The organism is Trichloromonas sp., from assembly GCF_034006665.1.
Taxonomy (GTDB): Bacteria; Desulfobacterota; Desulfuromonadia; order Desulfuromonadales; family Trichloromonadaceae; genus Trichloromonas.
Window position 1 is genome coordinate 1 of record NZ_JAVESI010000063.1, and the last position, 12,011, is coordinate 12,011.

A 12,011-nucleotide genomic window follows, 5' to 3' on the forward strand; every position below is an offset into this window, starting at 1 on the left:
GCAAACCGGGTACCTGCCTCAGACGTACTGAGGGGAAGAATGGACAGGAGCCGTATACGAGGCCCGTACGTACGGTTCTGTGAGAGGGATGAGGCGAGCTTGATCTGCTCGCCTCACCCTACTCGATGGTACTGGCAATGAAAAAGGATATGATTTCGGGAATTGGTGGAGAAAAATGAAGGAGCATCTCCTATGTCAATGAAGGATATTCAGGGTTTTGTCGATTTTCTGGAAGAGAGTGGAGATCTTCTCAGAATAACAGACGCAGTTGATACCGATCTCGAAATTGCCGCTATAACCGAACGATGCTGCAAACTCCCCGGCGGTGGTCCGGCCCTTTGTTTCGAAAATGTTCAGGGGACAGATATCCCAGTTCTTACAAATCTTTTTGGCTCCGTCAGGCGCATGGGATGGGCGTTGTGGACGGATAATCTTGACCTTCTGGCACAAAGAGTCATAAGGGATCTGGTGCAGATTGAGGGCCATTCGGCTGAAGAACGCCTGAGCCGATTTGTTGAACTTCCCGATGCGTTACCCAAGTTGTCAAAAAACGGATCCTGCCAGACCGTTGTGCGGAGGGACAATGCATCTTTTGTGAGTATCCCGGCACTACGTTCCTGGCCGGGGGATGGTGGAAGGTATCTGACCCTGCCGCTGGTCTTTAGCAGAGAGGCCGGATCAGGGCGCTTAAACTGTGGCATGTACCGGGTGCAGTTGCTGGATCAGAAGCGTGCTGCGATTCGTTGGGCGGACCAGAGTGACGGTGCTCGTCATTTCCGGGGTTGGCAAGCTCGGGGCTTGGCCATGCCTTTAGCTCTTGTCCTCGGCGGGGATCTTGCGCTGATTTATGCTGCCGGGGTTCCTCTCCCAGGGGGAATAGATGAGGTGGCATTCGCTGGATATCTTCGCCGCAAACCGATAGAGATGGTGCGCTGTGTCAGTTGCGATTTGCACGTGCCTGCAGCGGCGGAGATCGTCCTTGAAGGTTATGTGCATCCCTCAGAAACGGCTATGGAGGGCCCTTTCGGGAATCATACCGGATATTATGTCCCCGCTGCTCCGGCCCCGGTTTTTCATCTCACCGCCATGACCTGCCGCAGGCGGCCTGTTTATCCCTGTACGGTGGTAGGCCCGCCGCCGATGGAAAATGTTTATTTGGCCAAGGCAACGGAGCGCCTCTTTCTGCCGATGGCACAGCTTGATTATCCCGAAATCAGGGACATCAACTTCCCGGTGGAAAGTATTTATCATGGCGCCGTCCTGATTTCCCTGACCCCTGACGCGGAGGGTCAAGGATATGCTCTTCTGGAGCGACTGCAGCGTCATTGGTTGTTTAAGAACTCCCGTCTTCTTGCTGTCTTTAACGCCGAAGTGGATGTACAGAATATGTCTCTTGCTTATTGGCATGCACTTAATTGTGTTCGGCCGGAACGGGATATTTACTCTCAAGGCGGGAAAATCATTATCGATGCATCGGTGCGTCAAGAGCGTAAGCCGCTGCTTGCCGATGTACGAATTGCACAAAAGATCGAAGAGCGCTGGTTTGAGTACGGGTTTCGCGTCGATTAGAAGAAGGGGTGGATGAGTTGGAAGGATGTATATGCAACCGAGAAAATGCTAATTAATGGCCAATATCGAGAGATTGAGGGGCACTTGTATAAGAGACTGTTTCTATGTGGGGAGGCATGTGATTGTTGCGATCGTCCGGTTGCGATCAACAGAGCTTTTTTCGGCAGATTCATTCAATATATCCGACATGTTGTGAGGAAACTGGTGTGGATTACTACGAGCGTCGGATCATGATCAAGAATCCCCAAGATACTCTGAGCCGGGTCTTCGGTTTTGATCAGTTTCGCCCCCACCAGGAGGAGATCATTACCGATCTGATCGCGGGGCGTGATGCTTTTGTGCTCATGCCCACCGGCGGTGGAAAATCCCTCTGCTATCAGATACCCGCCCTGCATCGCCCGGGAGTGGCCATTGTTGTCTCTCCCTTGATCGCATTGATGAAGGATCAGGTGGATGCTCTCCGCTTTAACGGAGTCCGTGCAGCCTACTACAATTCATCGCTTGACGGGGCGACAGGACGCGAGGTCTTGCACGCATTGCATAACGACGAGTTGGATTTGCTCTATGTCGCGCCGGAGCGCCTCATGAACGAAGAGTTCATCGCGCGCCTCCGGCAGGTCGAGATCGCCCTATTTGCCATTGATGAAGCTCATTGCATTTCCCAGTGGGGGCATGATTTCCGCCCTGAATATCTTGCGCTCGGCGCTTTGCGGGATACGTTTCCCAACATCCCGCTGATCGCTTTGACCGCGACCGCAGACCCACAGACCCGCAAGGATATTCTTACCCGTCTGCGGCTGAGTTCCGGTGCTTGTCATATCGCCGGATTCGATCGCCCGAACATCCGTTACCAAGTTATTGAAAAGCGCCAGCCGCAGGTGCAGTTGCTGCAATTTCTGCGGGAACGAGGTAGCGAAGCGGGAATTGTCTATGCCCTTTCTCGTAAACGGGTCGAAAACATTGCCGAAAATCTGCAACGGGAAGGTTTCTTGGCGGCGGCCTATCATGCCGGCCTCCCTGATGACGAGCGGCAGCGGGTACAGGAGGCCTTTTCCCGGGATGAAATTCAGGTGGTGGTGGCCACCGTTGCCTTCGGTATGGGGATAGACAAGTCAAATGTCCGTTTTGTTGTCCATCACGATTTACCGAAAAATCTGGAGAGCTACTATCAAGAGACCGGTCGTGCCGGCAGGGACGGTCTCCCTGCCGAGGCTCTGCTTCTCTTTGGCGGAGCCGATATCGCCTTGGCCCGGGGTCTCATCGAAAAAGGGGGGAACCCCGCGCAAGTGCGGATCGAATTGCACAAGCTCCATGCCATAGCTGCGTACGCCGAAAGCCAGATCTGTCGTAGGCGGGTCTTGCTCGGTTATTTCGGCGAGAAACTGGAGGAGGATTGCGGTAACTGCGATGTCTGCCTGAACCCGCCGCAAACCTATGATGCTACCGAGGATGCGCGCAAGGCGCTCTCCTGTGTCTATCGGGTCGGGCAACGTTTCGGCGTCGGCCATGTCATCGAAGTGCTGCGCGGCGGACGCGGACAACGACTCCTTGACCTCCGCCATGATCGACTCTCCACCTACGGGATCGGCGCCCATCTCAGCCAGGCCGAATGGGGTTCGCTCCTGCGACAACTGGTGCATCTCGGTTATCTGCGGCAGGATATCGGCGACTATTCCGTGCTCAAGTTGACGGAGAAGGCCCGGCCTCTGCTGCGGGGGGAAGAGGTGTTGCATTTGGCCAAACCGCGGATTCCGTCAGTAAAGAAAGAGGCCGGGCGAGTTGGGGGGAAGGGGGACATCGCCTGCGATCAAGCGCTCTTTCAACGACTGCGTGCCTTACGTAAGACGTTGGCCGAGGCGGCCGGCGTTCCCCCCTTTGTCATTTTCACCGATGCCACCCTGGTGGAGTTGGCAAACGTTCAGCCGCGCGATCAAGCGGCACTTTTGGACATTGGTGGTATCGGTGCCCATAAGGCCGATCGTTACGGTGATTCATTTTTAGTCGAGATCGAAGACTATCGCAAAACTCAGGCCATGACGGGGGGAAACGGAGGAGGATGAGGTGCGTCGGTTCGGGGATCGCCTTGATTGTTTGGCACAATAGATGCTATAAAAATGCCGGCGGAAAACTCTCAGCAAGGAGCATGCGGATATGTTCGGTTCTCAACCATCCTTTGTCATGTACGACGAAGAATTCAGGAAAATCAACGTTGTCATAGAGCGTCTCCTGCGCGAGTCGAATTCCAAGGTGATTTTTCTGGTCGATAAAAACGGCCAGCTGATCTCCGCCGTCGGTGAAACCGAGCACATGGATACCACCAGTTTGGCCTCCCTTACCGCCGGCAATATCGCCGCGACTGGTGGTTTGGCCAAGCTGATCGGCGAAAAAGAGTTCTCCATCCTCTTTCACGAGGGGGAAAAGGACAACCTCCACATCTCCATCGTCGCCGGCCGGGTCATTTTGGTCGTTATTTTTGACCAGCGCAGCTCTCTCGGACTGGTGCGCTTGCGTGTCAAAAAAGCCAGCGAGGAATTGGGTCGAATCTTTGACGAACTCGCGAAAAAGACCGCCGAAACCGAAAAGACCAACAAGATGAGCCCATTTGCGGAAATTACCGACGACGACATCGACAATCTTTTCAAATAACGGGATAAGCCGCTATGTCATTCATCAATTACGCTTCCCGGGAAATCAATTGCAAGATCGTCTATTACGGCCCCGGGCTTTGCGGCAAGACCACCAATCTGCAATACATCTATCAGAAGACCGCCCCCGAGGCCAAAGGCAAGATGATCTCCTTGGCGACGGAAACCGAGCGGACCCTCTTCTTCGACTTTCTGCCCCTGGCCCTCGGCGAGATTCGCGGCTTCAAAACCCGTTTTCATCTTTACACGGTACCGGGACAGGTCTTTTACGACGCCTCGCGCAAACTCATCCTCAAAGGGGTCGACGGCGTGGTCTTCGTCGCCGACGCCCAGGACGAGCGACTCGACGCCAACATTGAAAGCTTGGAGAACCTCAAGGACAATCTCGAGGAACAGGGCTACAAGCTCGAAAACCTGCCCTTCGTTGTCCAGTACAACAAGATCGACTTGCCCAACATCACGCCGATCGAAGAGCTGCGGCGGCTGGTCAACCCCGGGGGCGTGCCTGATTTCACCGCCTGCGCCATGACCGGCGAGGGCGTCTTCGAAACCCTCAAGGCGGTCGCCAAGTTGATCTTGGTCGATCTGAAAAAAGGTTCCCGCTAAAAACCGCCGAAGATGAAAAAGCCCTTGACACCCCCGGGGCAATCTCGTATATTCCGACCCTGTAACGACATTCCCCAATAGCTCAGTCGGTAGAGCAGGTGGCTGTTAACCACCCTGTCCCTGGTTCGAGTCCGGGTTGGGGAGCCAAGAAAATCAAGGGTTTACGGGTTTTTCCCGTAAGCCCTTTTTTCTTTTTTGGTCAATGGGTGGCCTGTTGGGTGGCCTGTTTTTGGCGCAAGGGATGTTATCGCCATAAAAAAAGCCGGATCCTTTCGGTCCCGGCTCGGTGGTCCTGGTCAATGTTAGCGCCCTGGTCATTCTTCTTCTTCCTCCATCATCGCTCTGGCGTAATTGTCGAAGGCTTTCTTGTTCATCGCCAGCCACCACGCTATCAGGTCTTTTTCTTTCTGCGGATCACCATTGACGATCTTGATAACGCGGGCCGCTCCAGTCCTTGCGATTGATCCAAAGTAGGCGACAAGGGCAACGGCTCGCTCCGACAGCATAAATTCCACGTCGCTCTTGGGGATCAGTTCGCCTTGTAACTGACGCAGCCTAAGTCCTCTGGTCTGAGCATCGGCTTTGATGCGCTCGATCTCAGCACGAAGTTTTTCTTCCGCAAGTGTTCCCTCGGGTGCGCCGTCGATTCTGGAAAGATAGGATCGCGCATATTCCAGCACGGCATCAACAGCGAAGCGTCCATTTTTCATGGCGCGAAGCTTCCCGTCCCTCTTCCAATGTCCGTAAACCGTGCTTTTTGAAGCCTTCCATCCGCTTCTGGTGAGAAAATCAACCACGTCCCTAACCGTGTCCAGCGTCGTTATCCGTTCCAAAATTCCACCTCCGAAAATTTTTGGTATCTGCGAATACCCTGGGCTCGCATGACCGCACGCCGTTTAAGCCCTGGAAGGACCCATTGACAGCCTTGGGCCTGCATCCGGTGGCGTTCGCCTCTTGTGCGCCATTCTGCGAAGCAAAACGAGTTCGTTTCAGCGCTAAACGATTTCGTTTAGAACCGCCGCCTTGTACTCTGACAGCGCTCGTTCGAGTCGCCGCCGCTCGCCCGACACCCCCACAGCCTTCCCGGCGGCGTCTCTGGCCTGCCCGGAACATTCAGGCAAATTTTCCTGAATGTCTGACCGCTGCCCCTGTCTCTCCCGCGCCTGCCGGTCGTAGATCGCCCGAGCCGCCGCGTCAACCTCTGCTTCCGTTGCCTTGAGCCGGTCCCGCTGCTCTTCCGAAAGACTCCCCCGCCAGCCGTTCCAACTCTCCCGCGCCTGGTCAATCTCGGCAAGGGCCGCGTCAATCAATCGGTTCAGATCGCCGGGAAACTCAGGAAACTTTTGGGGTGTTTTTTGACCCCCATTTTTAGGGATTAGGAAACTCTCAGTTTCCACAAGGTTTCCTTGCCGGTTTCCATGTAAAACGCGCTCTGCTAAGGCTTTAAGGCTCATGGTTTCCTTTCGGTTTCCCTGCCGGTTTCCCACTTTTTCAAAAAGTTTCCTGGTTTCCTCCCCTAGGGCGGGAAACTGGGAAACTCGGGGGCTTTAGTCATCGTTCAGCCAGCTATCGCGCCCGCCTCGGGGGGGCCGGGGGTTGTCGATCAGGCCCATATTTTCGGCCCTCTTCTTGGCCTTCGATACCGCGCCCTTGGTCAAGCCCAGCATGTCGGCAATCTCGCCTTGAGGCACTCCCTCTTTCAACAGCTTCGCCACTTTTTCGGCGGTGCTCTCTTCAAGGTTCTTCATGAGCCACTCTTGCCGCCCATCGGGGCCGGTGGTCAAGGTCGCCTCAAACGATTTCGTTTCGTCGCCGTAAATCCCCCGCGCCTTTTCAAAATGAACCTCGAAACATGCCCCCTTGTCGGGGGAGTAGTCGCAGGGCCGCCGCAGGGCTATCACGGTGTCAAGAACATCCTCCCGGCGGGAGGTGCCGCGCTGCTCGCCATTCTTGCCGCTATGGTGGACAAAAAGGACGGATCTCCCCGCCGCCCGTTGCCGCAAGGCCCATTCCTGGACGGGGAGCCAGCTTTCCCCCTCGGCTTCCTTCCCGGACCGGCAAAGGGTCGAAAGGTTGTCAACCACGATTAAATCGACGCCATCAAGGAACGGCTCAAGCGCCGCCTGCTCTGCCGGGTCGGAAAGGTTCAGCATCCCCCGCGCTTGCAAGTCCGGTGTGACGATGCGCAGGGGTGCCGCCGGTTCCTTGTCGTTACTGGCGACGATTCGCGCCAAGCGCTCTTGCAAGACAACTCCCGGCATCTCGCCATCAAGGAACAGGACACCACGCGGGGCCGGTGCGCTCCAGGTAAGGAACGTCCCGCCGGTGGCGACGGCATAGGACACCCCCAAGGAAAAGTGCGTCTTGCCCAGGCCTCGGGGAGCGTAAACCATGCACAGCCCTTGCCTCGGGAGCCAGGGGGCTAGAATGTTCTCCCTTGGCGGAAACTCCAGGCTCAGGAAGTCGGCAACGTCAACGATCTTGAGCCGCGCCGCTGCTGGTTCTTCGCTTCCAAATTCGCCCGCTACGGCGTTTTCTTCCAGGGGTCCAGGGGTAGGCATAGGCCCAGCAGCATCAACGATACAGGCCTTGACCGCTTCCATGCCCGCCAGCTTCGCCAGGTCGTTGAAGTCGGTATCTTTCGGGCCGCGCTCGGTCCCGGCAAAGTCAGGCACAGCCAGCAGACCGCCCACAGCCTCCGCCGCCTGAATCGCGTTCTTAATTCCAGGGTTGCCAAGGGTGCCGTGGTCATCATCGGCGCAGACGATCAGCCGCCAGTCGGGATAAGCCCCCCTCAGCGCCTCGGCAACGGGGCGAAGGTTCCCGGCATCGAAGGCGACAGCGACAGCCTCCCCGGTGGCCTCGTGGATCGTTGCTCCGGTGGCGAAGCCCTCGCAGAGCAGCAGCGTCTTGTCTCTCGGCTCCCCCAGGGGTGAAAAGTTCCCCCGCTTGGCGGTGCCAGATTCAAAGCGCTTGCCCCCCTCGGCGTCGATTGACTGGAGGCCGTGAATCGTCCCGGCGGTGTCCATGACGGGGATCAGCAGCCTCCCGCCGGATTGCCTCGCCTGGTAGGGCATCACTCCCTTTTTCACCAGATAGGGGTGGGCCGGATCAGCCGGAGCCGCTGCTTCCCATGCCGCCGTCGATCTCTTCCGGCAAGCCGCCTGTTCCTTGGCGCGCTCCTGGTCTGCTTGTTCTCTGGCGGCCTTGACCTTGGCCGCGAAGTCTCGGCGTTCCTGGTCGGTCAGCGGTTGCCGGGCCTGCCATACCTCGTTCATGCCGTCGCGCCAGTCGCCAAAAACGCCGCCCTCGCCATCGTCAAAAAGTTTCGCCCATCCCGATAGATCGCCGCGCCGGTCAGACGTTGCGAAGCGTACCAGCTTGCCTGGAGGGGTGGCGTCGGGGGCATGTCCAAGGATTTCGCGGATCGCCTCGCGGAAAGCCTCGGGGCTTGTGTCGATTGTCAGCCGGGGCCGGGCCGGGGCCTGCCGGTCGGCATCGTTAAAATCAATTTGTTTTTCAGATACTTGCATGATAGAATCACTCCATCCTTTCGATGCTCAGCCCGCCCCACAACGGCCCCCTGGGAGCGATCCGGGGGGCCGCCCTTCTTTGTGTCAACCTGCTGCTTTGTCCAGGTCGAACCCCGCCGCCGTCAGTCGGGCACGCTCGGCTTCGACGTCCCTCTGAAAAACCATGCCGGCGTTGTCGCGGACGTCTCGCACGATGTCGATGCATGACAGATCGTCGCTTCGCACATGGCCTTCAAATGCCGCCAGGTGCCGAAAGGCTGGAATTGACAAAAACCGCGCCGCGCTCTGTCCGGGGCCGAATTGATTTTGGCCGCCGTGATATCCGGCGTGGACTTGGGTAATAGCCGCCAGCCTGCGGAAAGTGGCGCAGACCTTGACGGCCGCCGCCATGTATTCGGCCCCGAGTTCCTGGGCTTCGTCCTCCAAGGCTTCAAGGATCGCCTCGCGATACTTCCCCGCTCCCACCCGCCGCTCCGTGTCGGCTTCGTCGCGTTTGCGCTCCAGCCCGGCAACGAGGCCCGCCAAGTTTTCGCGGCGCAGATCGCGGGCGGCCTCGGCTTCGATCTCATTTTTCAGACGTTCAGCTTGCGCCGGGTCCTTCGATCCAAGGGCGGCGTCGGCCATCATGTCTTCGTGGCGGCGCTTGAGTTTCGGCGTGGCACTTTCCCCGAGAACCGCAAGTTCGGCCTTTGCCGCGTCGATTTTTCCCTGAATTTCGGAAAGTCTCGCTTCGCGTTCCGCCAGCTTGCCCGCGTTTTCTTTCACTTTTTTCTGTTTTTCGGCTTTCATTCGGTCAACTCCTTGAATTGGTTTTTTGGGTTCCCGGCCACGGACGCGGAGCATAAGGATATTGGGTTGCATCCTGCCGGGTCTTGGCGGTTCATTCGGCAACGATTGCCGGGGGCACTCGGCCAAGTGATCCCCCTGTGCCAGGTCCGGCCCCGCCGCCGAAGGCCGGGGGCACTGGCGGCGTTCAGTTTTTTGCCATCGGCTCGGCAGCCATTCGGCGGCGAAGCCAGTCAATGAAGGCTTCGCGGGGGTAGAAGACCTTCCGGCCCATCGTGAGGCGCTCAGCAATACCGCCGCCGAGACAGTCCATGTTTGCCAAGCTCTTTGCCTTGATCGCCCCGCCGGTGATTCGTTCAATCTCGACCCTGGTCAAGACCGGCGGCGCTTCCTGCTCGATTTGCCTGATGATTTGCTCAATGTTCGTAGCCATAAAAAAAGCCTCCTGTTAGGTGTTTCCCCGTGGTGTTGGGGGAAGCATAAAGGAGGCAAAAAGCGTAAGATATTGATTTAAAATGGTTTTGCTGAAATTTCCGTAAAGCGCTGTTTTTTAACCGTTTTTCGTTATTTTGGCATATTTAATAAAAATCCCTATTGTTTTCAATGGCTTGTTTCACTTCCTTGAAATGGTGATGAGAATACCAGGCGCCAATGATTTCATAAATCGGCCTCAGTTCTGAATCGGTGTTCCCGCTTTTGGCCCTCGGTAGCCGCCCGAAAGCCTGAGCGAAGGCTTCCACCAAAAATCCCGCCAGGGCTTTTTCGGGTTCAGCGTCTGTTCCCTTTGGCCGCGCCCTCTTGCCTTGCTCCGGTAAATCCTCAAGCGCCATGCCGCAGAGTTGACGAAGGACAGCCACTTTTGAAAGTAGGCCGTTCGATGCAAGGGGCAACTCGCTTGCCAGGTTCCAGCCGTCAAAATAGCCGTTTTCCGCTCGTCGTTGTCCAGCACGATTTATGGCCTCGATTGTGTCGGGGTTCAGTCCTGCCAACTCATTGAAAAGGCCGTCCAGGTGGGTTTTCATCTTGGCGATTTGTCGGGCCGCGCTCTTCCGGTCCGGCCTGTTCTCTTGGTAGGCTTTCCACAGCCTAAGCCCTTTCTCAATCCAAAAGATCGCTTTGCGGCGGTTCTCTTCGGTGGCGTCGGCAAAGAATGCCTCCAGTTTTTCGCGCTGCTCGGGGGTCAAGACGGGTTCGACAGCATCATAAGCAATCATTCGCATGGTGCGCCCCCCCCTACCGCCGGTCGTCCAGGTTGACGACCTTGGCGGCGGCGGCGGGTTGCTTCTCCAGGTGAACCATGGCATCGCGCAGCACGTCCGGTGCCAGATGTGCATATCGCTCAGTCATGGCGATTGTGTGGTGGCCCATAGCCCTGGCGATAGTGTAAAGGGGGACCCCTGCCATGGCCAGACGACTGGCGAAGGTATGGCGCAGGGTGTGAAAGCAAACCTTCTGCCGAGGGTCGGTAATGCCGTCATTCAGGCCGAGGTCGGTTACGACCCTGGAAAAAACCACGTTCGTCTGTTTCTGCATTTCGCCCCCAAGCGCCGGGAAAACAAAAGGGCTTTTGGCGGTTGTCTTCCGCCGATCAAGCATTTCCTTAACGCGCGCGGTTGTGGTGTGGATCGTCCGGTTATCCCCTGCCTTGGTGTCCATCAGCCTGGCGGTGCATGCCTCAAGGTCAACGTTTTGCCATGTAAGCGCAGCCAGTTCACCCCAACGTGCGCCGGTGTCCAGGCTCATAATGGCCATATCGTGAGTTGTCATGCTTCGCTTCTTGAGGGCCTCCAGAAGAATGGTTTCTTCCTCCTCGCTGATGAAACGCTCCCTCTTGTTGTTCAGCTTGGGTTTTTTGACCTTGCGGGTGGGGTGCTGCCGGTCGGTAACGTCGTCATTGTTGGCAAGGTTCCATGCCTGGCGAATGACTGCATAAGCATAGGCGATAGTTTTGGGGGAAAGGCCCTTGTCCTTCATGGATTTACCGATCTTCTCGATATGCAAGGGCATGATTTCGGCAAAGCTGAATTTCGCCAGAATAGGCGCGATGTGAAGTCGATAAAGCTGTTCTTCCTTGGCGGCGGATTTCTTGCCGTGGTCAAACTGCAAGGGCAGGTATCGGGTTGTGAAGTATTCGCCAAAAGTGATGTTACGGTGTTCCTGCTCCCGCCGCGCCCGTTCGATCTCTTGGCGCTTGAGCTCTGCGGCGTCGTCTTCGTCCTGCTTGCAGATAGGCCGGGGCGGTTGGTCCGGGTTTTCCAAGTTCCACTTGTGGTTGTTCCGATATTCAGCCGCCCTATTGAGTGCATCGCCAAGGGTTACTTCTTGCGACCACCACCCCAGGGTGGACACGCGCCGCTTCCCCGCGAGCACTTGGACAACCACCCATTGACGGTCTTTTTTTACGCCATGCTTCCGGGTGGGATGCTCCCGATAGAAAACGCCGGGTTCGCCAGTCTTGAAAAGTTCGTCCTTGCTCGCCATATCTCCCCCTTTTTGGGTGGCCTGTTGGGTGGCTTGGGTGGCCGATTGGGTGGCTTGTTTTTGTCTGAAACAGGGTGATTTTAAGGGATGCTATGGGAAGAGTATATTTCTAAATGTCCTGAATATCAATAGATTTTTAGTCGCTTTGGGGAGGTGTGGGAAAGTAGGAATAGGCGACTGTTAACCACCCTGTCCCTGGTTCGAGTCCGGGTTGGGGAGCCAAACAAATCAAGGGTCTACGGTTTATTCCGTAGGCCCTTTTTGGTTTGTGCGCCCGGCATGGCGCGTGGTGCGAAAGCACCATCCATTCAGCTGTGGTGTCTGAATGGTGACTTGGAGGTGAAAGTCCTCTGCGGACCCTGATGACGGGAACCGCTAGCTGAACGGCAAG

11 protein-coding genes and 1 tRNA gene are annotated in these 12,011 nt (G+C 56.6%); 5 read left to right on the plus strand and 7 right to left on the minus strand.

What is annotated here, in order from left to right; genetic code table 11:
- Positions 1 to 192: 192 nt before the first annotated feature.
- From RBR25_RS16340 to RBR25_RS16360, 5 genes are all read left to right on the plus strand, one after another.
- Positions 193 to 1,569, plus strand: a complete 1,377-nt coding sequence (locus tag RBR25_RS16340; protein ID WP_432820617.1) for a UbiD family decarboxylase — start codon at positions 193 to 195, stop codon at positions 1,567 to 1,569.
- Between the two features lie 230 nt (positions 1,570 to 1,799).
- Positions 1,800 to 3,629 (plus strand): DNA helicase RecQ, encoded by a 1,830-nt coding sequence (gene recQ / locus RBR25_RS16345; protein ID WP_432820627.1) that lies wholly within the window; start codon positions 1,800 to 1,802, stop codon positions 3,627 to 3,629.
- 91 nt (positions 3,630 to 3,720) lie between these two features.
- Positions 3,721 to 4,215: a roadblock/LC7 domain-containing protein gene (locus tag RBR25_RS16350; RefSeq protein ID WP_432820618.1), complete on the plus strand. Its 495-nt coding sequence runs from the start codon at positions 3,721 to 3,723 to the stop codon at positions 4,213 to 4,215.
- 14 nt (positions 4,216 to 4,229) lie between these two features.
- Positions 4,230 to 4,820, plus strand: a complete 591-nt coding sequence (locus RBR25_RS16355; protein WP_432820619.1) for a GTP-binding protein — start codon at positions 4,230 to 4,232, stop codon at positions 4,818 to 4,820.
- Positions 4,821 to 4,891: 71 nt separating this feature from the next.
- Positions 4,892 to 4,967: transfer RNA gene (locus RBR25_RS16360), tRNA-Asn, on the plus strand.
- Positions 4,968 to 5,134: 167 nt separating this feature from the next.
- On the opposite strand, the gene RBR25_RS16365 is transcribed toward RBR25_RS16360, so the two are convergent.
- The 7 genes from RBR25_RS16365 to RBR25_RS16395 form a co-directional block, all read right to left on the minus strand.
- Positions 5,135 to 5,653: a hypothetical protein gene (locus RBR25_RS16365; RefSeq protein WP_432820620.1), complete on the minus strand. Its 519-nt coding sequence runs from the start codon at positions 5,651 to 5,653 to the stop codon at positions 5,135 to 5,137.
- Positions 5,654 to 5,815: 162 nt separating this feature from the next.
- Complete coding sequence (locus tag RBR25_RS16370; protein WP_432820621.1) at positions 5,816 to 6,130, minus strand: hypothetical protein; 315 nt, start codon at positions 6,128 to 6,130, stop codon at positions 5,816 to 5,818.
- Positions 6,131 to 6,367: 237 nt separating this feature from the next.
- A complete protein-coding gene (locus tag RBR25_RS16375) occupies positions 6,368 to 8,353 on the minus strand; it encodes an AAA family ATPase (RefSeq protein ID WP_432820622.1) in 1,986 nt (661 codons plus the stop codon).
- Between the two features lie 84 nt (positions 8,354 to 8,437).
- The gene (locus RBR25_RS16380; RefSeq protein WP_432820623.1) at positions 8,438 to 9,142 is read right to left on the minus strand and encodes a hypothetical protein; all 705 of its coding nucleotides are present in this window, start codon (positions 9,140 to 9,142) and stop codon (positions 8,438 to 8,440) included.
- A 184-nt stretch (positions 9,143 to 9,326) separates the two neighbouring features.
- A complete protein-coding gene (locus tag RBR25_RS16385; protein WP_432820624.1) occupies positions 9,327 to 9,572 on the minus strand; it encodes a hypothetical protein in 246 nt (81 codons plus the stop codon).
- Positions 9,573 to 9,717: 145 nt separating this feature from the next.
- A complete protein-coding gene (locus RBR25_RS16390) occupies positions 9,718 to 10,359 on the minus strand; it encodes a hypothetical protein (protein WP_432820625.1) in 642 nt (213 codons plus the stop codon).
- Between the two features lie 13 nt (positions 10,360 to 10,372).
- Positions 10,373 to 11,620, minus strand: coding sequence for a tyrosine-type recombinase/integrase (locus RBR25_RS16395; protein WP_432820626.1), 1,248 nt, complete (start codon positions 11,618 to 11,620; stop codon positions 10,373 to 10,375).
- Positions 11,621 to 12,011: the final 391 nt, after the last annotated feature.